General features: G+C 68.6%; 20 protein-coding genes, 1 tRNA gene and 1 pseudogene. 9 read left to right on the top strand and 13 right to left on the bottom strand.

Annotation, left to right across the window (positions count from 1 at the left end; all coding sequences use genetic code 11):
* Positions 1–57: 57 nt before the first annotated feature.
* Complete coding sequence (gene glmU, locus BST14_RS15135; protein ID WP_083065168.1) at positions 58–1554, bottom strand: bifunctional UDP-N-acetylglucosamine diphosphorylase/glucosamine-1-phosphate N-acetyltransferase GlmU; 1497 nt, start codon at positions 1552–1554, stop codon at positions 58–60.
* Between the two features lie 104 nt (positions 1555–1658).
* Positions 1659–1730 (bottom strand) — tRNA-Gln (locus tag BST14_RS15140).
* A gap of 168 nt (positions 1731–1898) precedes the next feature.
* Here BST14_RS15140 and BST14_RS15145 point away from each other — a divergent pair.
* Positions 1899–2492, top strand: coding sequence for a TetR/AcrR family transcriptional regulator (locus BST14_RS15145; RefSeq protein WP_142279415.1), 594 nt, complete (start codon positions 1899–1901; stop codon positions 2490–2492).
* Positions 2493–2580: 88 nt separating this feature from the next.
* On the opposite strand, the gene lysA is transcribed toward BST14_RS15145, so the two are convergent.
* Positions 2581–3921, bottom strand: coding sequence for a diaminopimelate decarboxylase (gene lysA, locus BST14_RS15150; protein WP_083065170.1), 1341 nt, complete (start codon positions 3919–3921; stop codon positions 2581–2583).
* A 131-nt stretch (positions 3922–4052) separates the two neighbouring features.
* Between lysA and mfd the strand changes: the two genes are divergently transcribed.
* From mfd to BST14_RS15190, 8 genes are all read left to right on the top strand, one after another.
* Positions 4053–7703, top strand: a complete 3651-nt coding sequence (gene mfd / locus BST14_RS15155) for a transcription-repair coupling factor (RefSeq protein WP_169926093.1) — start codon at positions 4053–4055, stop codon at positions 7701–7703.
* 73 nt (positions 7704–7776) lie between these two features.
* Positions 7777–8802: a nucleoside triphosphate pyrophosphohydrolase gene (locus BST14_RS15160; RefSeq protein ID WP_083065172.1), complete on the top strand. Its 1026-nt coding sequence runs from the start codon at positions 7777–7779 to the stop codon at positions 8800–8802.
* 334 nt (positions 8803–9136) lie between these two features.
* Positions 9137–9865: a lytic transglycosylase domain-containing protein gene (locus BST14_RS15165; RefSeq protein WP_142279416.1), complete on the top strand. Its 729-nt coding sequence runs from the start codon at positions 9137–9139 to the stop codon at positions 9863–9865.
* 58 nt (positions 9866–9923) lie between these two features.
* The gene (eno, locus tag BST14_RS15170; RefSeq protein WP_083065174.1) at positions 9924–11213 is read left to right on the top strand and encodes a phosphopyruvate hydratase; all 1290 of its coding nucleotides are present in this window, start codon (positions 9924–9926) and stop codon (positions 11211–11213) included.
* A 20-nt stretch (positions 11214–11233) separates the two neighbouring features.
* A complete protein-coding gene (locus BST14_RS15175) occupies positions 11234–11938 on the top strand; it encodes an FtsB family cell division protein (RefSeq protein WP_083065175.1) in 705 nt (234 codons plus the stop codon).
* On the top strand, positions 11931–12419 hold the full coding sequence (locus BST14_RS15180; RefSeq protein WP_083065176.1) for a DUF501 domain-containing protein: 489 nt from the start codon (positions 11931–11933) through the stop codon (positions 12417–12419). The genes BST14_RS15175 and BST14_RS15180 overlap by 8 nt, the downstream gene beginning before the upstream one ends.
* Positions 12413–13369 (top strand): Ppx/GppA phosphatase family protein, encoded by a 957-nt coding sequence (locus tag BST14_RS15185; RefSeq protein ID WP_083065177.1) that lies wholly within the window; start codon positions 12413–12415, stop codon positions 13367–13369. The genes BST14_RS15180 and BST14_RS15185 overlap by 7 nt, the downstream gene beginning before the upstream one ends.
* A 101-nt stretch (positions 13370–13470) precedes the next feature.
* Positions 13471–13776, top strand: a complete 306-nt coding sequence (locus BST14_RS15190) for a hypothetical protein (RefSeq protein WP_083065178.1) — start codon at positions 13471–13473, stop codon at positions 13774–13776.
* A gap of 80 nt (positions 13777–13856) precedes the next feature.
* On the opposite strand, the gene BST14_RS15195 is transcribed toward BST14_RS15190, so the two are convergent.
* The 10 genes and pseudogenes from BST14_RS15195 to BST14_RS15240 all read right to left on the bottom strand — a co-directional run.
* The gene (locus tag BST14_RS15195; protein WP_083065179.1) at positions 13857–14537 is read right to left on the bottom strand and encodes a response regulator; all 681 of its coding nucleotides are present in this window, start codon (positions 14535–14537) and stop codon (positions 13857–13859) included.
* Positions 14534–17110, bottom strand: coding sequence for an ATP-binding protein (locus BST14_RS15200; protein WP_083065180.1), 2577 nt, complete (start codon positions 17108–17110; stop codon positions 14534–14536). Before BST14_RS15200 ends, BST14_RS15195 begins: the two co-directional genes overlap by 4 nt.
* 12 nt (positions 17111–17122) lie before the next feature.
* A complete protein-coding gene (locus BST14_RS15205; protein ID WP_083065181.1) occupies positions 17123–18046 on the bottom strand; it encodes a potassium-transporting ATPase subunit C in 924 nt (307 codons plus the stop codon).
* A 1-nt stretch (position 18047) separates the two neighbouring features.
* A complete protein-coding gene (gene kdpB / locus BST14_RS15210; protein WP_083065182.1) occupies positions 18048–20201 on the bottom strand; it encodes a potassium-transporting ATPase subunit KdpB in 2154 nt (717 codons plus the stop codon).
* A complete protein-coding gene (kdpA, locus tag BST14_RS15215) occupies positions 20201–21871 on the bottom strand; it encodes a potassium-transporting ATPase subunit KdpA (protein WP_083065183.1) in 1671 nt (556 codons plus the stop codon). The genes kdpB and kdpA overlap by 1 nt, the downstream gene beginning before the upstream one ends.
* The gene (locus tag BST14_RS15220) at positions 21872–21961 is read right to left on the bottom strand and encodes a potassium-transporting ATPase subunit F (RefSeq protein WP_066871739.1); all 90 of its coding nucleotides are present in this window, start codon (positions 21959–21961) and stop codon (positions 21872–21874) included. It lies immediately after the preceding gene.
* The gene (locus BST14_RS15225; RefSeq protein WP_083065184.1) at positions 21958–22041 is read right to left on the bottom strand and encodes a potassium ABC transporter ATPase; all 84 of its coding nucleotides are present in this window, start codon (positions 22039–22041) and stop codon (positions 21958–21960) included. Before BST14_RS15225 ends, BST14_RS15220 begins: the two co-directional genes overlap by 4 nt.
* 224 nt (positions 22042–22265) lie before the next feature.
* Positions 22266–23795 carry a sensor histidine kinase gene (locus BST14_RS15230; protein ID WP_083065185.1) on the bottom strand — a complete coding sequence of 510 codons (1530 nt, stop codon included), beginning with the start codon at positions 23793–23795 and terminating at the stop codon, positions 22266–22268.
* A complete protein-coding gene (locus BST14_RS15235) occupies positions 23792–24565 on the bottom strand; it encodes a response regulator transcription factor (RefSeq protein ID WP_083065186.1) in 774 nt (257 codons plus the stop codon). Before BST14_RS15235 ends, BST14_RS15230 begins: the two co-directional genes overlap by 4 nt.
* A 292-nt stretch (positions 24566–24857) precedes the next feature.
* A pseudogene (locus BST14_RS15240) lies at positions 24858–24953 on the bottom strand (type VII secretion protein EsxI); the annotation flags it as partial.

Consider the following 24953-nt stretch of genomic DNA (forward strand, 5'->3'; position numbering starts at 1 on the left):
TACGAAGCGAATCGTACGGAAATGTGGCCGGGTTGCCAGCAACCGAATGCACGGTGTCTAGTCGGCTTCCGGCGCGGGGCCCGCCTCAAAGACCTGCGGGGCGGCCTGACCGGTGGCTTTCTCGGCGGCCTCGGCCGCGAGCGCGGCCGCGCTGCCGGGGCGCTTGCGGCGCACCCAACCTTCGATATTGCGCTGCGGACCCGCGGAGACCGCCAGCGTCCCGGGCGGGACGTCGTTGCGCACCACCGTGCCCGCGCCGGTGTAGGCGCCGTCGCCGACCGTCACCGGCGCCACGAACATGGTGTCCGAGCCGGTGCGCACGTGCGAGCCGATGGTGGTCCGCCGCTTCGATTCGCCGTCATAGTTGACGAACACGCTGGACGCGCCGATGTTGCTGTGTTCGCCGATGTCGGCGTCCCCGACGTAGGTCAGGTGCGGCACCTTCGAGCCGGTGCCGATGGTGGCGTTCTTGGTCTCGACGAACGCGCCGAGCTTGCCGTCGTCGCCCAGCACGGTGCCCGGCCGCAGGTAGGTGAAGGGGCCGACGGTCGCGCCGGCCCCGATGGAAGACGAGGTGCCGTGGGTGCGTACCACCGAGGCGCCGTCGCCGACGCTGACGTCGGTCAGGGTGGTGTCCGGGCCGACGACGCAATGCTCACCGACCCGGGTGTGGCCCAGCAGCTGCGTCCCCGGCGCGATGACGGTGTCGCGACCGATGGTGACGTCGACGTCGACCCAGGTGGTGGCCGGGTCGACGACGGTGACGCCGGCCATCTGGTGGGCCGCGATGATGCGGCGGTTGAGTTCGGCGCCCAGCTGCGCGAGCTGGACGCGGTTGTTGACGCCGGCCACCAGCGCGCTGTCGTCGACATGGCGGGCGTGGATGGCCAGGCCGTCGCCGCGCAGGATGGCGATGACGTCGGTCAGATAGAGCTCCTGCTGGGCGTTGTTGGAGCTCAACCGGTTCAGCGCCGAGCGCAGCGCCGCGCTGTCGAAGGCGTAGACGCCGGCGTTGACCTCACGGATCTCGCGCTGCGAGGGGGTGGCGTCGGCGTGTTCCACGATCGCCGTCACCTCGTTGTCCTGCGTGCGCAGGATCCGGCCGTAGCCACTCGGGTCGCTCACCGTCGTGGTCAGCACCGTGACGGCAGCCGGCGCCGCCCTGTGGCTGGCGATCAGGTCGGCCAGGGTGTCGGCGTCCAGCAGCGGGGTGTCGCCCGAGGTCACGACGAGCACCCCCGCGTAATCGGCGGGCAGCGCGGACAGCCCACACAGGACCGCGTCGCCGGTGCCGCGGGGCCGGTCCTGCAGCGCCACGTCGATGGGACGTCCCAGAGCGTCGGCCCAGTCGGCGACCAGCGGTGCGATGCGTTCGTGGTCGTGGCCCAACACGACGGCCAGGTGCTGGGGAGCCACCTTGGTGATCGCGTGCAGCAGGTGGGCCAGCATGCTGCGCCCACCGATGGTGTGCAGGACTTTCGGGGTGTCCGACCGCATCCGGGTGCCGGGCCCGGCCGCTAGCACCAGGACCGCGGTGTCACCTTGGACTGTCATCAAGCCTCCTCGGCCTCCTGGCGCGAGCGTGCGTGTTGGTACGACGACACACCGTCAAGCGTGTCATTTTGTGCACTCTCGCGGCAAAGGCCCAACGAGCCAAGCTCCGTCGCCAGGACTCGAACCTGAACTATCTGAACCAAAATCAGAGGTGCTGCCGATTACACCACGACGGATCGCAAAGCCCCGCGGCCCGCGCCACCAAGAGACTTTAGACGGTTCGCGGGCCGATCGTGGCGCCGAGGGAAAGACGGCCGGTTTGGCCATCGCGAAGCTATACGCTGATTGACGTGGCTGTTCTCGACAAAGACCCGGACAAAGAGGTGCGGGCGCCGCGCGCGCGAATGACCGGCACCGAGCGTCGCCAACAGCTCGTCGGCATCGCCCGCACGCTGTTCGCCGAGCGCGGGTACGAAGGCACCTCGATCGAGGAGATCGCGGTGCGCGCCAATGTGTCCAAGCCGGTCGTCTACGAGCACTTCGGCGGCAAGGAAGGCCTGTACGCCGTCGTCGTCGACCGGGAGATGTCGGCGCTGCTGGACGGCATCACGTCGTCGCTGACCAACAACCGGTCCCGGGTGCGCGTCGAGCGGGTCGCGCTGGCGCTGCTCACCTACGTCGAAGAGCGCACCGACGGCTTTCGCATCATGATCCGCGACTCGCCGGCCGCGATCAGCTCGGGCACGTACTCCAGCCTGCTCAACGATGCCGTCAACCAGGTCAGCTCCATCCTGGCCGGCGACTTCTCCCGCCGCGGCCTGGACCCCGGACTGGCGCCGCTGTACGCGCAGGCGCTGGTCGGCTCGGTGTCGATGACGGCGCAGTGGTGGCTCGACACACGCGAGCCCAAGAAAGAAGTGGTGGCCGCGCACCTGGTCAACCTGATGTGGAACGGGCTGACCCACCTGGAGGCCGACCCCCGGCTGCAGGACGAGTAGACCGCTCGGCCCGCGAGCGTAATCGCACTGCGTCTTTCGCCGGGGTTTTTCGCAGTGCGCTTACGCTCGGCGATCGACGTTCCGCGGCCTAGCCGCGGTCGCGGGCCAGCAGGTCGACAACCGTCTCCCGGCGAACCAGTTCGCGGGCCCGCCCCTCTTTGACCGCCACCAGCGCGGGCCGCCCGACCATGTTGTAGTTCGACGCCATGCTGTGGTGATAGGCGCCGGTGCAGGCCACGGCCAACAGGTCGCCGGGGTGCAGGTCGGCCGGCAGCTCGACGTCGCGGGCGATCTCGTCGCCCGATTCGCAGTGCCGGCCGGCCACGGTGACGCGCTGCTTGAGGCCCAGCGGATGCCGGTTCGCCAGCGCGACCGCGTAGCGCGCGCCGTACAACGACACCCGCGGGTTGTCGCTCATGCCGCCGTCGACGGCGACGAACGTACGGCCGTTCGATTGCGTCTTGATCGAGCACACCCGATACAGCGTGACGCCGGCCCGCCCGCTGATGGCCCGGCCCGGCTCCACCACGATCTGCGGGCGGGGGAAATGCTCGGCGGCACAGGCCTCGTCGAGGGCGTTCTCGATGACGTCGGCCAGCTGGTCGAGGTCGAGCTCGCGATCGCCGGGGACGTAGGGGACGGCGTGACCGCCGCCGATGTTCAGCTCGGTGAGGATGACGCCGTGCCGGGCCCGGATATCGGCCATCGCCGGGATCACCCGGCGGATCGCTTCGCCGTACAGGGCGGGGTCGGTGACCTGTGAGCCGATGTGGCAGTGCAGGCCGGCCAGGTCGAGGATGGGATGCGCCAGCACCCGCTGCACCGCCTCGGCGGCGTGATCGCCGTTGAGGGTGAAGCCGAACTTCTGGTCGCTGACCCCGGTGGTGACGGCGCGATGTCCGTGGATGTCGATGTCCGGGGTCACCCGGATGAGCACCGACTGGCGCTGCCGCGCCAGCCCGGCAAGGTAGGCGATCTCCATGCACGAATCCAGCACGATGCGCCCCACGCCGACGCGCCCCGCCTCGCGCAACTCCTCGGGCGATTTCACGTTGCCGTGCATGACGATGCGGGCCGGGTCGAAACCACCGGCGAGGGCCACGGCCAGCTCGCCGGCCGAGCAGACGTCGATGCCGAGGCCCTCCTCGCGGGCCCAGCGGGCCACGGCGATGCTCAGCAGCGACTTCGCGGCGTAGACCACCTCGACGCCGCGCAGCGAACGTCGGTAGCGCCGGGCGCGATGCCGAAAGTCGGTTTCGTCGATGACGTAGGCCGGGGTCCCGAACTCGTCGGCGATGTCGGCCAGTGGTACACCGCCGACGCACAGCCTGCCCTCCTCGTCGGGGTGTGCGGTGACAGGCCAGATCGCGGGATCGAAACGCGGGGGAGCGGCGTGACCGATTGACGGCAGGATGTCCAGCAATGTCATGAATCCAACATGCGCCCCTAGGTAGTCCGGTGGGTGCTTTTCTTACGAACCCTTGACGCTGGCGAGCTCAGTATTGACGCGGATCGGGGCGCCCGGCCCCGTCCCCGAGGGCCCCTAGAATGGAATTCATCATGACCGCACCGGGGGCTGCTCGCCCAGAAACCCCGATCGCGGGGCTCGTTGAATTGGCGCTCACCGCGCCGACCTTCCAGCAGCTGATCGACGGCGCGGCCGCGTCGCCGGCCGAGTTGAGCCTGGTGGGTCCAGCCAGCGCACGGCTGTTCGTCGCCAGTGCGCTGGCGCGGTTGGGTCCTCTGCTGGTAGTCACCGCGACCGGGCGCGAAGCCGACGACTTGACCGCCGAACTGCGCGGCGTCTTCGGCGACGCCGTCGCGGTGTTCCCGTCGTGGGAAACGCTGCCGCACGAGCGGCTTTCGCCCGGCGTCGACACCGTCGGCGCCCGTTTGACGGTGCTGCGCCGGCTGGCCCATCCCGACGATGCGCGGTTGGGCCCACCCCTGCGGGTGGTCGTTACCGCCGTGCGCTCGCTGCTGCAGCCGATGACGCCGCAGCTGGGCCTGGTGGAGCCGGTCACGTTGACCGTGGGCGCCGAAGTCGAATTCGAGGCCGTGATCACCCGGCTCGCCGAGCTGGCCTACACCCGGGTCGACATGGTGGGCCGGCGCGGCGAATTCGCCGTGCGCGGCGGGATTCTCGATGTATTCCCGCCGACCGCCGAGCACCCCGTGCGCATCGAGTTCTGGGGCGACGAGGTCAGCGAGATGCGGATGTTCTCGGTCGCCGATCAGCGCTCGATCCCCGAGATCGAGGTCGACACCCTGATCGCGGTGGCCTGCCGGGAGCTGCTGCTGACCGAGGACGTGCGCCGGCGCGCCGCCGAACTGGCCGCACGGCACCGCACCACCGAGCCCGCCATCACCGGCAGCGTCACCGACATGCTGGCCAAGATCGGCGAGGGTATCGCGGTCGACGGCATGGAGGCGCTGCTGCCGGTGCTTCGGCCCGGCGAGCACGTGCTGCTCACCGACCAATTGGCGCAGGGCACACCGGTCTTGCTGTGCGACCCGGAGAAGGTCCGCACCCGGGCCGCCGATCTGATCAAGACCGGCAGCGAATTCCTCGAGGCGTCGTGGTCGGTGGCCGCGTTGGGTACCGACGCCCCGGTCGACGTGGCCCAGTTCGGCGGGTCGGGATTCGCCGAACTCGAGGACGTGCGGGCCGCGGCGGCCCGCGCCGGGCATCCGTGGTGGACGCTGAGCCAGCTGTCCGACGAGTCGGCCGTGGAACTGGAAATCCGGTCGGCGCCCTCGGCGCGCGGGCATCAGCATGACATCGACGGCATCTTCGCGATGCTGCGCGCGCACGTCAGCACCGGCGGCTACGCCGTCGTCGTCGCGCCGGGCGTCGGGACCGCGCACCGGGTGGTGGAACGGCTGGCCGATTGCGAGACCCCGGCCGCCATGCTCGAATCGGGCGCGGCCCCCAACGCCGGCGTGGTCGGAGTGCTCAAGGGCCCGCTGCACGACGGCGTCATCATCCCCGGCGCCACGCTGGTGGTGATCACCGAGTCCGACCTGACGGGCAGCCGGGTGGCGGCCGTCGAGGGCAAGCGCCTGGCGGCCAAGCGGCGCAACACCGTTGACCCGCTGGCGCTCACCGCCGGTGATCTGGTGGTGCACGATCAACACGGCATCGGCCGGTTCGTGGAGATGGTCGAGCGCACCGTCGGCGGCGCGCGGCGCGAGTACCTGGTGCTCGAGTACGCGTCCAGCAAGCGGGGAGGCGGCTCCGACAAGCTTTACGTCCCCATGGACTCGCTGGACCAGTTGTCGCGATACGTCGGTGGACAGGCGCCGGCGCTTTCCAAGCTCGGCGGCAGCGACTGGACCAACACCAAGACCAAGGCCCGCCGCGCGGTGCGCGAGATCGCCGGCGAGCTGGTGTCGTTGTACGCCAAGCGGCAGGCCAGCGCGGGCCACGCGTTCGGGCCGGACACCCCGTGGCAGGCCGAGATGGAGGACGCGTTCGGCTACACCGAGACGGTCGACCAGCTCACCGCGATCACCGAGGTCAAGTCCGACATGGAAAAGCCGATCCCGATGGACCGGGTGATCTGCGGCGACGTCGGCTACGGCAAGACCGAGATCGCGGTGCGGGCGGCGTTCAAGGCGGTCCAGGACGGCAAGCAGGTCGCGGTGCTGGTGCCCACCACGCTGCTGGCCGACCAGCACCTGCAAACCTTCACCGACCGGATGGCCGGCTTCCCGGTCACAGTCAAGGGCCTGTCCCGGTTCACCGACGCGGCGGAGTCCAAGGCCGTCGTCGAGGGCCTGGCCGACGGATCGGTGGACGTGGTGATCGGCACGCACCGGCTGTTGCAGACCGGGGTGCACTGGAAGGACCTCGGCCTGGTGGTGGTCGACGAGGAACAGCGGTTCGGCGTCGAGCACAAGGAGCACATCAAGTCGTTGCGCACCCACGTCGACGTGCTGACCATGAGCGCCACCCCGATCCCGCGGACGCTGGAGATGAGCCTGGCCGGCATCCGCGAGATGTCGACGATCCTGACCCCACCCGAAGAGCGGTATCCGGTGCTGACCTATGTGGGTCCACACGACGACAAGCAGGTCGCGGCGGCCCTGCGGCGCGAGCTGCTGCGCGACGGGCAGGCCTTCTACGTGCACAACCGGGTCAGCTCCATCGACCGGGCGGCGGCCCGGATCCGCGAGCTGGTGCCCGAGGCGCGAGTGGTCGTCGCGCACGGGCAGATGCCCGAGGAGCGGCTGGAACGCACCGTTCAGGGATTCTGGAACCGCGAATACGACATCCTGGTGTGCACCACGATCGTGGAGACCGGCCTGGACATCTCCAACGCGAACACGCTGATCGTCGAGCGCGCCGACACCTTCGGCCTTTCCCAGCTCCACCAGCTGCGCGGCCGGGTCGGCCGCAGCCGTGAGCGCGGCTACGCCTACTTCCTGTATCCGCCGCACTCGCCGCTGACCGAGACCGCCTACGACCGGCTGGCCACCATCGCCCAGAACAACGAGCTGGGCGCGGGCATGGCCGTCGCGATGAAGGACCTCGAAATCCGCGGGGCCGGCAACGTGCTGGGCGTCGAGCAGTCCGGGCACGTCGCCGGCGTCGGCTTCGACCTGTACGTCCGGCTGGTGGGCGAGGCGGTGGAGGCCTACCGGGCGGCCGCCGACGGCCAAACCGTCACCACCGCCGAGGAACCCAAGGACGTGCGGATCGACCTGCCGGTCGACGCGCACCTGCCGCCGGACTACATCGCCAGCGACCGGCTGCGCCTCGAGGGATATCGGCGGCTGGCCGCCGCCGCATCCGATGGCGAGATCGACGCGGTCGTGGAGGAGCTCGTCGACCGGTACGGGGCGCTGCCCGAACCGGCCCTGCGGCTGGTCGCAGTGGCACGACTGCGGCTGCTGTGCCGCGGCGCCGGCATCACCGAGGTATCCGCGCCGTCGGCCGCCACGGTGCGGCTCTCGCCGATGACCCTGCCCGATTCGGCGCAGGTGCGGCTCAAGCGAATGTATCCGGCCGCGAACTATCGGGCCACGACGTCCACTGTGTCGGTTCCGATTCCGCGCGCCGGCGGGGTGGGCGCGCCGCGGCTGCGCGACGTCGAGTTGGTGCAGATGGTGGCCAACCTGGTGACGGCACTGCAGGGCAAACCGCAGACGGACCTTGGTATAACGGGTTCACCTGCATCGATGGCCAGTGAGGAGCGACGGGCGTGATCCGCGTCCGCGACGATGAAGCCGGGGTACCACCCGCTTGCGGGGGACGAAGCGATCAGGAGGAGGGGCGCCCGTGATCGTCGTCTTGTTCGACCCGCGCCGCCCGTCGCTGGTGCCCGTCGAGGCCATCGAGCACCTGACCGGCGAGGTGCAATACACCGAGGAGATGCCCGTCGCGGTGCCCTGGTCGCTGCCGGCGGCGCGCCCGGTGCACTCCGGTGAGGACGCGCCGGTATTGCTGTCGTCGGACCCCGAGCACCCCGCCGTCACCGCCCGGTTGGCCGCCGGCGCGCGGCTGATATCGGCGCCCGAGACGCCCCGCGGTGAGCGGCTGGTCGATGCCGTGGCGATGATGGACAAATTGCGCACCGCCGGGCCGTGGGAAAGCGAGCAGACCCACGATTCGCTGCGCAGGTTTTTGCTGGAGGAGACCTACGAACTGCTGGACGCGGTCAGCAGCGGCAACGCCGAGCAGTTGCGCGACGAGCTCGGCGACGTGCTGCTGCAGGTGCTTTTCCACGCCCGCATCGCCGAGGATGCGCCGCACTCCGCCTTCACCATCGACGATGTCGCCGCTGCGCTGATGCGCAAATTGGGTAACCGGGTGCCGGGAGTCCTTGCCGGACAGTCGATTTCGCTTGAAGAGCAGTTGACCCAATGGGAGGAGCGCAAGGCGGCCGAGAAGCCGCGCATATCGGTGATGGACGATGTGCACACCGGGCAGCCCGCATTGGCACTGGCCCACAAGGTCATTGCCCGTGCCGCCAAGGCGGGTGTTCCCGCCGACCTGATCCCCGGCGAGATCACCACGGTCTCGGTGTCGGCCGATGTCGATGCCGAAAGTGCGTTGCGCACCGCCGTTCTGGACTTCGTGGAGACGGTCCGCGGAGTCGAGCGGACGATCGCGGCGGTGCGCCGCGGCGCCGGTGTTCCCCAGGAGTTCGACGTGGCCCCGCTCGGTGAGATCTCCGAGCAGGAGTGGCGCGAGCACTGGCCGACCGCCGTACCGCCAGTCGACGATGCGGCACAGGAGGCCGACGGCGAGGGCGACCCGGCCGCCGAGGAGTCCACCGCCGACGCCGCGGCCGACGACGCCTGACGGGGCGCCGCCTTTACCGCGGCGCCGCCGCCCCTACCGCGGCGCCGCCGCCCCTGATTCGCGGTTTCGCCCGTGGCGGCGAGCGACCGTCGCAATGTTTGCCCAATTTGTCCGCGTCGGCTCGGTAATATCGCCGATGAGGTTGCGAATCCCCGTGGTTGGCGTTGGTCTGGTCGCGCTAGCCGAAGCGGCCAACAGCTAACCGAGGATTAGCTGAAACCGGCGGAATGTCGGCGCGGCGGGGCCCGGGACAACCGGGTGGGTCCCGAACGCATGGGACGATGGTGTGGCGGAAGTTGGTGCAGGCGAGTTTAGGGGAGCTCAGGAAAGCATGGTGTCGCCGAGGCGTTGGATGCGCGCGGCCGCCGTGATCGGCGCGACCGCGATCGTTCTGGCCTCCAGCTGCACCTGGCAGCTCAGCCTGTTCATCCCGGACGGCGTGCCACCACCGGCCGGGGATCCGGTGCCCCCGGTGGACACCCACGCCAGCGGCCGTCCCGCGGATCAGTTGCGGGACTGGGCACAGCAGCGCTCGGCGGGACTCGAGATCCCGGTGATCGCGCTCGAGGCCTACGCCTACGCGGCGCGGGTCGCCGAGGTCGAAAACCCGAAATGCCACATCGCGTGGACCACCCTGGCCGGCATCGGCCAGGTCGAGAGCCACCACGGCACCTACCGCGGGGCGCGGCTGGCCCCCAACGGCGATGTGAACCCCCCGATTCGGGGTGTCCGCCTCGACGGCAGCGGCGGCACGCTGCGCATCGTCGACACCGAGGAAGCCGTCACCGACGGCGACGGCGTGACGCGCGCCATGGGACCGATGCAGTTCATCCCGGAGACGTGGCGGCTCTATGGTGTCGACGCTCACAACGACGGCCGCGTCAGCCCGGACAACATCGACGACGCCGCGCTCGCGGCGGCCGGTTACCTGTGTTGGCGCGGAAAGGATCTCGCAACGCCGCGCGGCTGGATCACCGCGCTGCGGGCATACAACAACTCCGGGGTGTACGCCCGGGCGGTCCGCGATTGGGCCACCGCCTACGCGAAAGGTCACCCGCTGTAGCAGGATGTATCGCTGACCGGCGAAAGCACGCACCGGCTAGGAACGCAAGGAGAACTCAGTGCCGATTATCGAGCAGGTCGGGGCCCGCGAGATCCTCGATTCCCGCGGTAACCCGACAGTCGAGGTCGAGATTGCCCTGATCGACGGAACGTTCGCCCGCGCAGCGGTGCCCTCCGGCGCGTCGACGGGGGAACATGAGGCCGTCGAGCTGCGCGACGGTGGCGAGCGTTACGGCGGCAAGGGCGTGCAGAAGGCGGTGCAGGCCGTGCTGGACGAGATCGGGCCGGCGGTGATCGGGCTGAACGCCGACGATCAGCGGTTGCTGGACCAGGCGCTGCTGGACCTGGATGGCACGCCCGACAAGTCGCGGCTGGGCGGCAACGCGATCCTGGGCGTTTCGCTGGCCGTGGCCAAGGCGGCCGCCGACTCCGCCGAGCTGCCGCTGTTCCGCTATCTCGGCGGCCCGAACGCACACATCCTGCCGGTGCCGATGATGAACATCCTCAACGGCGGCGCGCACGCCGACACCGCCGTCGACATCCAGGAGTTCATGGTGGCGCCGATCGGTGCGCCCAGCTTCGCCGAGGCGCTGCGCTGGGGCGCCGAGGTGTATCACGCGCTGAAGTCGGTGCTCAAGAAGGAGGGCTTGAGCACGGGCCTGGGCGACGAGGGCGGTTTCGCGCCCGATGTCGCGGGCACCACCGCGGCCCTGGACCTGATCAGCCGGGCCATCGAGTCGGTCGGTTTCAAACTCGGCGCCGACGTGGCGCTGGCGCTCGACGCGGCGGCCACCGAATTCTTCACCGACGGGGCCGGCTACAAGTTCGAGGGCAGCACCCGCACCGCCGCGCAGATGGCGGACTTCTACGCCGGGCTGCTCGGCTCGTACCCGTTGGTGTCCATCGAAGACCCGCTGTCGGAAGACGATTGGGACGGCTGGGCGACGTTGACCGCGTCGATCGGTGACCGGGTGCAGCTGGTCGGTGACGACATCTTCGTCACCAATCCCGAGCGCCTGGAAGAGGGTATCGACAAGGGTGTGGCAAACGCGTTGCTGGTCAAGGTGAATCAGATCGGCACGCTGACCGAGACGCTGGACGCCGTCGCGCTCGCCCACCACAGCGGCTATCGCACGATGATGAGCCACCGCAGCGGTGAGACCGAGGACACCACCATCGCGGACCTGGCGGTGGCCGTGGGCAGTGGGCAGATCAAGACCGGCGCACCGGCCCGCAGCGAGCGCGTCGCCAAGTACAACCAGCTGCTGCGGATCGAGGAGGCCCTCGGTGACGCCGCCCGCTACGCCGGCGACCTGGCCTTCCCGCGGTATGCCGTGGACACGAAATAGCTTGACGCGCAACGGTTGACATGGCTGACGCGAAACGGCCCGACTCCAAACGGCGCTCCCCGGCATCGCGCCCGGGGAAGGCCGGTGATTCGGTTCGGCGCCGTCGCTCGGCCAAGCCGTCCTCCAAGCCGTCGTCGCGGACGTCGCCCACGGCCAACCAGGCCGCCCGCGCCACTGCGCGTACGCAGCAAGAGCATGTCGTCGAGCCGATCACCCGTCAGGCCGCCGAATCGGTTGAGCAGCGCTCCGAGCAACGGCTGGGTTTCACCGCTCGCCGGGCGGCGGTGTTGGCCGCGGTGATCTGCGTGCTGACGTTGACCATCGCCGGGCCGGTGCGCACCTACTTTGCCCAGCGCACCGAGATGAATCAGCTGGCCGCCACCGAGGCGGCGCTGCGGCGTCAGGTCGCGGAGCTGGAGCAGCGCAAGGCCAAACTCAACGACCCGGCCTATATTGCGGCGCAGGCCCGCGAGCGGCTCGGCTTCGTCAAGCCCGGTGACATCCCGTTCCAGGTGCAGCTTCCGCCGACGGCGGCCGAGCCGACGCAGCCCGGCTCTCCGTCGGCGAAGCCGGCCAACACCGACCCCTGGTACACGTCGCTGTGGCATACCATCGCCGATGCCCCGCACCTGCCGCCGGCCAATCCGCCTGCGCCGCAAGGCCCGCCGAAATCGGGAGTACCCGGTCCGGCGCCCGCACCGAATCCCACGGGCCCCGGTGGTTGACCGTGCCGACCTGGAAGCGGTGGCGCGCCAGCTCGGGCGCGAGCCGCGCGGGGTGCTCGAAATCGCCTACCGTTGTCCCAATGGTGAGCCGGGCGTGGTGAAGACGGCGCCGAAACTGCCCGACGGAACGCCTTTTCCGACGTTGTACTACCTGACCCATCCGGCGCTGACGGCCGCCGCCAGCAGGCTGGAGACGACGGGGCTGATGCGCGAAATGACCGAGCGGCTGGGCCAGGACGCGGAATTGGCGGCCGCGTACCGGCGCGCCCACGATTCGTATCTGGCCGAACGGGACGCGATCGAATCGCTGGGCACCACGTTCTCCGGCGGCGGGATGCCCGACCGGGTCAAGTGCCTGCACGTGCTGATCGCCCATTCGCTGGCCAAGGGGCCGGGCGTGAACCCGTTCGGCGACGAGGCGCTGGCGATCCTGGCCGGCGAGCCCGCGATGGCCGGCATTCTGGAGGCCGGCCGGTGGTGAACGGCAGGCTCGCGGGAATCGACTGCGGTACCAATTCGATTCGGTTGCTGATCGCCGACGTCGACGGTGGTCGGCTGCACGACGTGCACCGGGAAACGCGCATCGTGCGACTGGGCCAGGGTGTCGACGCGACCGGTGAGTTCGCGGCGGACGCGATAGCCCGCACCCGAGCGGCGCTCATCGACTATGCGGGATTGCTGAAACGGCATGGGACGCAACGGGTGCGGATGGTGGCCACCTCGGCCGCCCGCGACGTCGCCAACCGCGACGCCTTCTTCGCGATGACCGCCGACGTGCTGGGCGCGGTGCCGCCCGGGGCGATGGCGGAGGTGATCACCGGCGCCGAGGAGGCCTCGCTGTCGTTCCGCGGCGCCGTCGGCGAGTTGGACGCCGCGGCCGGGCCCTTCGTCGTCGTCGACCTGGGTGGCGGCTCGACCGAGATCGTGGTTGGCGCCGACGCGCAGGGCGGGGTGACGGCCAGCTACTCGGCCGACATCGGCTGCGTGCGGGTGACCGAACGCTGTTTGCATTCGGATCCCCCGACGCCCGGGGAAGTCGCGGCGGCGCGCCGGGTGGTGCGTGAGCGACTCGAGCTCGCGCTGAGCGTGGTGCCCGTCGAGGGGGCGAAGACCTGGGTCGGGCTGGCCGGGACGATGACCACGCTGTCGGCGCTGGCCCACAACCTGGCCACGTATGATTCTGCGGCCATTCATCTTTCGCGGGTCGCCGGCGACGACCTGCTGGCCGTGTGCGAACGGCTGATCGGCATGCATCGGGCCCAGCGCGCGGCGCTGGGCCCGATGCATGAGGGGCGCGCCGATGTGATCGGCGGGGGCGCGATCGTGGTCGAGGAGTTGGCGCGCGAGCTGCGCGCCCGAGCCGGCATCGACGAGCTGACCGTCAGCGAGCACGACATCCTGGACGGCATCGTGTTGTCCATCGCCGAGTAAGTCACATACGCCACATCGGCCTCTACAAGAGCGGACATGTCTTTTGCCCGCCTCGTAGCGACAATTCGGTCGGTGTCATACCCGTGTGCGAACGTCCGGGGATGGGCTATTCACTCAAAGGGATCGAACTGCGCTATGTGCTGGCGATGCAGCTGGCGGTGCATGGCCCGGCGACCATCGCGGAATTGATCGAGGCGCTCACCTGGCACAGTTTCGGGGTGCGCGGCCGACCATCGAAGGCGATCTCGGATGCCCTGCGCTGGGAGATCGAACGCGGCCGGGTGCGGCGCCTCGGGCGGGGCCGGTACGGGCCCGGGTACATGCCGCGCGGCACCGAACATCGGATCCACCAGCGTGTGCTGGCGCTGCGTGAGGCGGCCAAGTGTCGCTATGAGGCGGGCAATTAACTGACCTACCCGCGCGGAGGCCAGAAGTGGCTGGTGTGATTCCTGGGGCCCGGCCGGCCGCGGGACAGGCGCCGTAAGTCTCACGCCTCGAATCGATACCCCATGCCCGACTCGGTCAGCAGGTGCTTGGGATGCGACGGGTCATCCTCGAGTTTGCGGCGCAGCTGCGCGAGATACACCCGCAGATAATGGGTTTCGGTGGCATACGCCGGCCCCCACACCTCCTTGAGAAGCTCCTCGCGGCCGACCAGCTTGCCGCGGTTGCGGACGAGGACTTCGAGCATCCCCCACTCGGTCGGGGTGAGGTGAACCTCGCTGCCGTTCTTGGTGACCTTCTTGGCGGCCAGGTCGACGGTGAATGATTCGGTCTCGATGACCGGTTGTTCGAGTTCGGCGGCGGCGGTGTTGCGCCGGACCGCCGCGCGCAGCCGCGCCAGGAACTCGTCCATGCCAAAAGGTTTCGTCACATAGTCATCGGCCCCGGCATCCAGCGCCTCGACCTTGTCCGACGAATCGGTGCGCGCCGACAACACGATGACCGGCGCGGTGAGCCAGCCGCGCAGCCCGGCCAACACGTCGATCCCGGAGATGTCGGGCAGGCCGAGGTCGAGGATCACCACGTCGGGCTTGTGTTCGGCGGCTGCCCGCAACGCGCCGGCGCCGCTGGACGCGGTGATCACCTCATAACCCCGCACGGACAGGTTGATCCGCAGCGCGCGCAGGATCTGCGGCTCGTCATCGATCACCAAAACGCGAGTCACAGTGCGCCCATCGCTTGTGGCGCAGGCAAATCCACGATCACGGTCAGCCCGCCTCCCGGGGTGTCGGTGGCCGCAATTGTCCCGCCCATCGCTTCGACGAAGCCCCGCGCCACCGACATCCCCAGGCCCACGCCGGTGGTGTTGTCCTGATCGCCGAGCCGCTGAAACGCCTCGAAGAGCCGATCCTCGGCCTCATGCGGAATTCCGGGGCCTTCGTCGATGACGTTGACCAGCACGCGATCGCCCACCCGCCCGGCGTTGACCCGCACCACGCAGTGGGGCGCGTAGCGCAGCGCGTTGTCGATCAGGTTGGCCAGCACCCGTTCCAGCAGCCCCGCGTCGGCCATCACCATGGCATCGGCGACGTCGACCTTGACCCGGTCGATAGCGGACCGGAAGAATCCCGTGGCGCCCTTGCCGATGCTGACCAGCGCCCGCTGCACGGTCTCCTCCAAGTACACCCGGCGCAGATCCGGCTGAATCACCCCGGCGGCCAACCGCGATGAGTCGAGCAGGTTTCCGACCAGCGCGGTCAGCTGGTCGATCGACTCCTCGATGGTGGCCAGCAATTCGGCCGTGTCGGTGGGGGAGAAGGCGACGTCTTCGGCGCGCAGGCTGGAGACGGCGACCTTGGCCGCCGCCAGGGGCGTCCGCAGGTCGTGGCTGACCGCCGACAGCAGGGAGCGCCGCAATTCGTCGGCCCGCACGATCGCCTCGGTGCGGCTGGCTTCCTCGGCCAGCTCACGCTGCCTGACCAAACCCGCGGCCTGCCTGGCCACCGCGCCGAGGACCCGCCGGTCGCGCGCGGAGAGCTTTCTGCCGGCCAGCAGCATCCAGAACTCGTCATCACCGACCTCGATCGCGGTGTCTGCGGAATCGATTGCCACACAAGGATCACGGCCCACACACGCGACCACCTCGCTGTGCTTAGCGCCGGCGCGGGCTTGGTCGTCGGGCTCCCGCAGCATGCTGACCGCGCGCTGGGCGTAGGTCTCACGCACCCGCTCGAGCAGCGTCTCGAGATCGGCGCCACGCAGTACCGAGCCCGCGAACAGGGTCAACAGCTCGGCCTCCTGCGACGCGCGACGGGCTTCCCGGGTGCGTTTGGCCGCGAAGTCGACCAGCACCGCGACCGCGACCGCGATGAGCAGCAACACCAATTCGGTGATGGCGCTGTTGGGTTCGGCGATCGTGAAGCTGTGCCGCGGGGCGATCAGGAAATAATTCAGCAGCAACCCGGACAGCACCGCCGAAAGCGCCGCCGGCGCAATGCCTCCCAACAGCCCGACCAGCAGCACGCCGACGAAGAACAGCGCGCTCTCGCCGCCGGTGTCCAGATACGGGTCCAGCGTCGTCACCGTGATCGCGCAGATGGCCGACGGCACGATCAGGGCCGCCAGCCACGACGCGACCCGCCGTTCGCGGGGCGCCAGCGAGGACGCGCGGAAGCCGCGCTTGGACTCCTCGTGGGTGACCAGGTGCACGTCGATCTTTCCCGACAGCTCGACGATCCGCGGGCCGATTCCCTCCTCGAACAGGCGCGCCCAGCGCGACCGGCGGGAGGTGCCGATCACCAGCTGCGTGGCGTTCATCTCCCGGGCGAATTCGAGCAGGGCCGTGGGCACCTCGTCACCGACCACGGTGTGCATCGACGCGTCCAGGCTGGCGGCCAGTTCCCGGATCTTGGCCATCCGTGACTCCGATAGCCCGGCCAGCCCGTCACCGCGGATGACGTGCACCACCATCAGCTCGGCGGTCGACTTCGAGGCGATCCGCGACGCCCGTCGTACCAGCGTTTCGGACTCGGGACCGCCGGTGACAGCGACGACGACGCGCTCGCGGGCCTCCCACAGGTCGGTGATCTTGTTCTCGGCCCGGTATTTTGCCAGCGCCGTGTCGACCTGGTCGGCCAGCCACAACAGCGCCAATTCCCTTAAGGCGGTCAGGTTTCCGCGGCGGAAGTAGTTGGACAACGCGGCATCGATGCGATCGGGCGCGTAGACGTTGCCGTGAGACAACCTGCGCCGCAACGCCTCCGGCGTGATGTCGATGAGCTCTACCTGCGACGCCTGGCGCACGATGGAGTCCGGTATGGTCTCCTTCTGCTCGATGCCGGTGATCTGCGCGACGACGTCATTGAGGCTTTCCAGGTGCTGGACGTTGACCGTGGAGATCACGGTGATCCCGGCGTCGAGCAGTTCCTCGACGTCCTGCCACCGCTTGGGGTTCTTGCTGCCCGGCGTGTTGGTGTGCGCGAGTTCGTCGACCAGCACGACCTGGGGGTGTCGCGCCAAAACGGCCGGCACGTCGAGCTCGGGGAAGCGACCGCCGCGGTATTCGATATAGCGCGGTGCAATGATCTCGATGGCCTTAAGCAGCTCAGCGGTTTTCGCGCGACCGTGGGTTTCGACCACGCCCGCCACCAGATCGGTGCCGCGCTCCAGCCGCCGATGCGCCTCACCCAGCATCGAATACGTCTTACCCACGCCCGGCGCCGCACCGAGATAGATGCGCAGCTCACCCCGCCTGGGGTGGCGGGCGCGGAGGTTGACGTCACTCACGTCAACCATCATCCACCCTCGGCGCTAACTCGTGACCGGGTACCGGTGGTCGAGTTGCAGGTTGAGTTGCAGCACATTGACGCACGGTTCACCGAAGAACCCGAGTCCGCGCCCGCTCTGGTTCTGCGCAACCACCGCACGGATCTGATCTGGGCTGACGTGACGGACTTTGGCCACCCGCGCCACCTGGATCTCGGCGTAGGCGGGCGAGATGTTCGGGTCCAGGCCGCTGCCGCTGGCCGTCACCGCGTCGGCCGGTACCGCCGGGGTGGCCGGTGCGGCGCCGCGGATCGGCACGATCTGCCCGCTCGAATAGTCGTCGCCGTAATTGGCGCATTCGACGCGCACACCCTGGTAGCTGGCGAGGAAAGGGGCGGACGTCGATCCGCACGGCTCGTTGACGCTGACCACCCGGGTCGGGCGGATGACGTTGCCGCGCGCGTCGCGCGGGCCGATCACCGACAGCACCGCACCCACGCCGCCGCCCGTGCAGAACGGTCGCGATCCGTCGATCCCCTCCAGTTTCCCGACAGCGGCGCTGCGCGAGCACACCGTCGTCAACAGGCTCGGTTTGAAGCCCGCGTCCGACGCCGACTTGCCGGCCGCCAGTTTCCGCGGATCGGCGGGCGTGTCGACGACGCTTTCGGGCCCCAGGTTGCTGCCGCCCGACGACATCGGGTCATATCCGTCGCCGGCCGCCGACGGACGACTCTGGAAGTACTGCGGCAGCGCGTTGCCACCGGAGTCGGTGAACGATTGGCCGATCAGTCTGCTGCCCACCGGTTTTGCCTCGGCGGACAGGATCGACCCCTCGGCCTGGTCGCGCAACCCGGGAAACTGCGCGATGACCCAGACGAACAGGGGATAGGCCAGGCCGGTGATCACGGTCAGCACCAGCAGCGCGCGCAATGCCGCCCCGTGCGGGCGGACCAGATTCGACAACGTCATGTCAGGACATCCCTGGGATGAATTGGACGATCAGGTCGATCGCCTTGATTCCGATGAACGGGGCGACGATGCCGCCGAGGCCGTAGATATAGAGGTTGCGGCTCAACAGCTTTGAGGCACTGCTTGGCGTGTATCGCACGCCCCGCAGCGACAGCGGGATCAGTGCCACGATGATGATCGCGTTGAAGATGACCGCGGACAGGATCGCCGATCGCGGGCTGTGCAGCCGCATCACGTTGAGCAGGTCCAGGCCGGGAAACAGTGCGACGAACATCGCCGGGATGATCGCGAAGTACTTCGCGATGTCGTTGGCGATCGAGAAGGTGGTCAGCGCGCCCCGGGTGATCAGCAGCTGCTTGCCGATCTCGACGATCTCGATGAGCTTGGTGGGATCGGAGTCCAGGTCCACCATGTTGCCGGCCTCTTTGGCGGCCGACGTGCCGGTGTTCATCGCCACGCCCACGTCGGCTTGAGCCAACGCGGGTGCGTCATTGGTGCCGTCGCCCGTCATCGCGACCAGCTTGCCGCCCGCCTGCTCGCGTTTGATCAAGTCGAGCTTGTCCTCGGGAGTGGCCTCGGCCAGAAAGTCGTCCACACCCGCCTCGTCGGCGATTGCCTTGGCCGTCAACGGGTTATCGCCGGTGATCATCACCGTCCGGATGCCCATCCGCCGCATCGCGTCGAACCGCTCGCGCATGCCCTGCTTGACGACGTCCTTGAGGTGGATGACTCCGAGCACCGCCGCTTCGCCATTGACGCACTCCCCGACGACCAGCGGTGTGCCGCCGCCGGCGGAGATGCCGTCGACGACCTGACCGAGCTGCGGAGGAACCTTGCCCCCTTGGGCGCGCACCCATTCCGCGACGGAGCTCGCCGCGCCCTTGCGCAGCCGGTGACCGTCCAGGTCGACACCCGACATCCGGGTGGTGGCCGAGAACGTCACCCATTCGGCCTGGGACAGCTCGCCCGCCGTGCGCGCACGCAGGCCGAAGTGCCGCTTGGCGAACACGACAATCGAACGGCCCTCGGGTGTTTCGTCGGCCAGACTGGACAGCTGCGCGGCGTCGGCCAGCCGCTCGGCAGAGACGCCGTCGAGCGGGATGAAGGCCGCGGCCTGCCGGTTGCCCAGCGTGATGGTGCCTGTCTTGTCCAGCAGCAGGGTGTTGACGTCCCCGGCGGCCTCCACCGCCCGCCCGGACATGGCCAGCACGTTGCGCTGCACCAGCCGGTCCATGCCGGCGATGCCGATGGCCGACAGCAGCGCGCCGATCGTCGTCGGGATCAGGCACACCAGCAGCGAGACCATCACGATGCCGGTCACGCCGCCTGCGCCCAACGCCTGGCCATCCGGCACACCGGGGTTGTTCGCCTTCGCGTAGATCGCCAACGGCTGCAGGGTCGCGACGGCGAAGACGAAGATGATCGTCAGCGCGGCCAACAGGATGTTCAACGCGATCTCGTTCGGCGTCTTCTGCCGGTTGGCCCCTTCGACGAGCGCGATCATCCGATCGATGAAGCTCTCCCCGGGCCTCTGGGTGATCCGCACGACGATGCGGTCGCTGAGCACGGTGGTGCCGCCGGTGACCGCCGACCGGTCGCCGCCGGACTCGCGGATCACCGGGGCCGACTCACCGGTGATGGCCGATTCATCCACCGACGCAATACCTTCCACCACGTCACCGTCGCCCGGGATCACCTGGCCCGCCTCCACCGCGACGATGTCGCCCTGCTGCAACTGTGGCGCGGCGACCGCTTCCTCGACCGCGGCCGCGCCGGGTGCCCAGTCCTTGAGGCGGCGGGCCACGGTTTGGGTCTTGGCCCGTCGCAGCGTCTCGGCCTGGGCCTTGCCCCGGCCTTCGGCCACCGCTTCGGCGAGGTTGGCGAACAACACCGTCAGCCACAACCAGATCACGGTCAGCCAGGCGAACCACGTCGGGTCGATGACCGCCAACGCGGTGCTGAAGGCGGCGCCGATTTCCACGATGAGCATCACGGGGTTGCGCCACAGGGTGCGCGGGTCGAGCTTGCGCAGCGCATCGGGGGTGGACTTCCACAGCATCTTGGGGTCGAGCAGCCCGCCCTGCACCCGCCTTCTGTCGGTTGGCGCCGCCAGCTGGGTTTGCTGCTCGGCGGGGTGGATCGCGGTCGCGGTCATCAGTGGATTCCTTCGGCGAGGGGCCCGAGCGCGAGCATGGGCAAGAACGTGAGGGCAACGACAATCAACGTGACGCCGGCGACCATGCCCACGAACTGCGGCCGGTGCGTGGGCAAGGTGCCCGCGGAGTCCGGTGTGCTGCCCTGCCTGGCCAGCGACCCGGCCAACGCCAGAACGAGGACGATGGGCAGAAACCGGCCGAAGGCCATGGCCAGGCCGAGAGCCGTGTTGTACCAGTCGGTGTTGGCGCTCAGGCCCGCGAACGCCGAGCCGTTGTTGTTGGCCGCGGAGGTGAACGCGTATAGGACTTCGGAGAGCCCGTGCGGTCCGCCGTTGAGCATTCCGGCCCGCTCGCCTGGCAGGGCCATCGCGATCGCGGTGCCGGTCAGCACGATCAACGGGGTGACCAGGAAATAGCTTGCGGCTAGCTTGATTTCGCGCGGGGTGATCTTCTTGCCGAGGTACTCCGGCGTGCGCCCGACCATTAGCCCGGCGACGAAGACGGTGATCACGGCCAGCACGAGGATGCCGTACAGGCCGGACCCGGTGCCGCCGGGGGCGACCTCGCCCAACTGCATGTTGAACATCGCGATCAGGCCGCCGAGGCTGGTGAGGGAATCGTGCGTGGAGTCGACGGCCCCGGTGGAAGTGAGCGTGGTCGCGGCGGCGAACACCCCGGAATCGGGGACGCCGAAGCGCTGCTCGACCCCCTCCATCGCCGCGCCGACCGAGGCCGGCACCGTGCCGTGGTGCTGCACCTGGAACCACAGCATGAACGCCGTGCTGACGGTGTAGAGCGTCGCCACCACGGCAGCGATCGCGAAGCCCTGCTTGGTGTTACCCACCAGGCGCCCGAAGGTGCGGGGCAGCGAGAAGCCGATCACGAGGATCAGAAAGATCTCGAGCCAGTTGGTCCAGGCGGTCGGGTTCTCGAACGGGTGCGCGGAGTTCGCGTTGTAGAAGCCGCCGCCGTTGGTGCCGAGCTCCTTGATGGCCTCCTGGCTGGCCACCGGGCCGCCGGTGACGGTCTGCTGGGCGCCGCCCAGGGTGGTGACCACTTGGTCGTGCAGGTGGAAGTTTTGGATCGCCCCGCCGGCCACCAGCAGGATCGCCCCGACGATGGCGATGGGCAGCAGTATGCGCAGCGTCCCACGCACTAGGTCAACCCAGAAATTACCCAGCTCGCCGCTGCGCCTGCGGGCAAACCCGCGCACCAACGCGACGGCCACCGCCATTCCGACGGCGGCCGAAACGAAGTTCTGCACCGCCAGGCCGGCCATCTGCACCAGATGGCCTTGGGTCGTTTCGCCGGAGTACGCCTGCCAGTTCGTGTTGGTGGCGAAGCTGACCGCGGTGTTCCATGCCAGTGACGGCGTCATCCTGGTGGCCGGATCGTGCAGATGCAACGGCAACATATCCTGCGCCAGTTGAAATCCGAACAGGAATAAGATGCTGAGCGACGAGAACGCCAACACGCTTCGGGCGTAGGCGCCCCACGTCTGCTCGGAGCGGGCGTCGACGCCGATCATTCGGTAGATCACCCGCTCGACGTGAAGGTCTTTTTTTGACGCGTACACGCGAAACATGTAGTCGCCGAGGGGGACGTGCACCACTATCAGCGCCGCGACGAGAACGACGAAGAACAGGACCCCGGCCGTCGTCGCGTTCACTTAGAACCTCTCCGGGAACAGCAGCGCGCCCCCGAGGTAGAGCGCGATGAGGATGGACAGGACAAGGCCGACCGCGTTCTGGTAATTCACAGCCGCTCGACCAACTTCTGGGCCGCGCCGAGTGCGGCGAACACCGCCACGGTCAGCACGACATACACCACCACGCCCACTACTTCTCCGTCTTCTCCGTCCCGTGCATGCATACGAAAGGACCTCGACGAGCCGGCCGCGGCCGCCAGCCAAGGTCGGCTCGAAATTAACTCCGGTGTCATCCGCCGGGGTGTTCGGTTGACGGTTTCCTAACGGGCGCGCAGTGCACCTTTACGGTTTCTTGACGCCCCCGAGGACCGCGAGCGGGCCGCCGCTGCCCGCCGCGATGTTGACGCAGCGGAAGCTAACGCGCCGGGTTCTCGGCGGCCGGGATCAGCGGCAGCCGTACCCGGAAAACCGTGCTCCCCTCAGTGGAATCGGCCGTGACCGAACCATGATGGGCCTTGACGATCGAGCTGACGATGGCCAGACCCAGCCCGTTGCCCGAGCCGTTGGATCGCGATGTGTTGGCCCGCACGAACCGTTCGAACAACCTGGGCAGCAGGTCCTCGTCGATGCCCGGGCCGTCGTCGGTGACGGTCAACTCCGCGCACGGTGCGCCGGGACCGTCACGGCGACAAATGATTCCGGTCGTCACCGTGACGCCGGGCGGGGTGTGCACGCGGGCGTTGTTGAGCAGGTTGCTGACCAGTTGATGTAACCGGGCATGATCGCCGCGCACCCAGACCGGCTCGTCGGGCAGTTCTTTGACCCAGTGGTGCGTCAGCGCGGCCACCCTCGCGTCGTTGACCGCATCGCTGACCACCTCGGCCAGGTCGACGTCCTCGGACTGCAGGTCTTGGCCTTCGCCCAGTCGGGACAGCAGCAGCAATTCGTCGACGAGCAGGGCCATCCGCCGGGCCTCGGACTCGATGCGGGCCAAAGCGTATTCCGTGGTGGGCGGCAGCGCCGAACTGTCCTGGCGGGTCAATTCCGCATAGCCCTGAATCGCGGCCAGCGGTGTGCGCAATTCATGGCTGGCGTCGGTGATGAACTGGCGCATCCGCAGATCGGACTCGACCCGGTGCGCCAGAGCGCTATCGACGTTGTCCAACAAGCGGTTTAACGTATGCCCGACGATACCGACCTCATTTTGCGGGTTGGTGTCCTGCGGGGGGACCCGGACGCTGATTTGGTGGTCGTCGCCGGTGAGTGACATGGCGGCGACATCGGCGGCGATGGCCGCCAGCCGGCGCAGCGGGCGAAGCGTGTAGCCCACCACCCACACGGTGAGCCCGGCGGTGATCACCAAGGCGATCGCGGTGAGCACGGTGGTGGTGAGCTGTTTGCGCGCGATGATGCGGTCGGCGAGGTTCTGCGACACCCCGACGACGAGGACGTCGGACCCGACGACGGTGCTGTCGACGCGATGCGGTCCGAGCCGGCCGAGGATTTCGGTGCGCGGCGGTCCGTCGCCCCACGATTGCGCCTGCAGGTCGCGGACGACGTCGGCCGGTGCGGGTTTCGGTTCGTCCTCGGAGAACACGGCCGACCCGATCACGGTGCCGTTGTGCAGCACGGCGATGAGGTTGCCCGGCGTCTGCCCGGTGAACTCCAGCATCGCCTGGGCGATCGACGGGGTGCCGGGATGCGACGAAACATGTTCGCCGTGCCGGTATTTCGTGTACTGGTGGCCCAGCGCGTCCAGGGACGCAGCGACGTCGGCATCGCTCATGATGTTGACATAGCCGCGCAGGCTCAGCACCGAGACGATTCCGACCGTCACCAGCACCACGCTGACCACGGCCAACACACCCAGCAACAGCTGGCGGCGCAGCGAGTGGGGAAACCAACGGGAAAAGTTCCCGGGGGTGCTGCCTCGGTCTCGGGTCATTCCGCCGGCCGCAGCATGTACCCCACCCCGCGGACGGTATGAATCATCGGTTCGCGCCCGGAGTCGATCTTCTTTCGCAGGTACGAGATGTAGAGATCCACGATGCTGGTGCGCCCGGCGAAGTCGTAATTCCAGACGCGGTCCAGGATCTCGGTGCGGCTCAGCGCGCGGCGGGGATTGCGCATGAGGAAGCGCAGCAGTTCGAACTCGGTGGAGGACAACGAGATTTTGTCTCCGGCACGGGTGACCTCCCGGCTGGCACTGTCGACCTTGAGGTCGCCGACTTTGAGGGTTTCGGCGGTCGGCGTGGGTTGCTGGCCGGAACGGCGTAGCAATCCGCGCAGCCGGGCGACCAGTTCCTCGAGGCTGAACGGCTTGGTCATGTAGTCGTCTGCGCCCGCGGTCAGACCCGTGACCCGGTCCATCACCGAATCACGCGCGGTGAGGAAGAGGGCGGGGATGTAGGCGTCGGACTGGCGCACGCGTTCCAGGATCCGCAATCCGTCCACGTCGGGAAGCATGATGTCGAGGACGAGGACGTCGGGGCTGACCCGCTCGAACTTGGCCATGGCCTCGCGCCCGTTGTGGGCGATGTCGACAACCCAGCCCTCGTAGTGCAGCGCCATCTTCACCAGATTGGTCAGCGCCGGCTCGTCGTCAACCAGCAAAACCCTGATGGGTGATCCGTCGGCGCGGGAGATCCTGGGCAGCTGGCCCAGGATGGCTTGGCGTGGGCGCTGCGCGCTGGAGGATCCCGACATCACGGTCATGTTCCTACATTCTGGCAAGGCGCATACGGAATTGTCACGGAGTTCATAGGGTTCTCAAATGTGGCAAACCATCGATGGCCTCGGCCCGGACCACGCTCGCACGCAATGCGAGGCGAACCCGCAGCCGCGGTGCGTCGGATTGCGTTGAGAACCTTGCCGATTACGCATCCATCAGCGCCCGGAGTACCAGGTGTATCCACTACCGTTGCGGTACAAGCGCATTCGTCATCGGGATACGAAAACCGGGGCCGCACACCAGATCGGTGCGCGGCCCCGGCATCGAGAGAAGGCGTCAGGCCCAGCTGGACCCGACGGCGCTGTCGGTGCTGGCCATGTTGCTGCCCGCGGACTGGACCTTCTGTCCGTGGGAGTTGGCCTGCTCGTAGAT

The organism is Mycobacterium arosiense ATCC BAA-1401 = DSM 45069 (assembly GCF_002086125.1).
Taxonomy (GTDB): Bacteria; Actinomycetota; Actinomycetes; order Mycobacteriales; family Mycobacteriaceae; genus Mycobacterium; species Mycobacterium arosiense.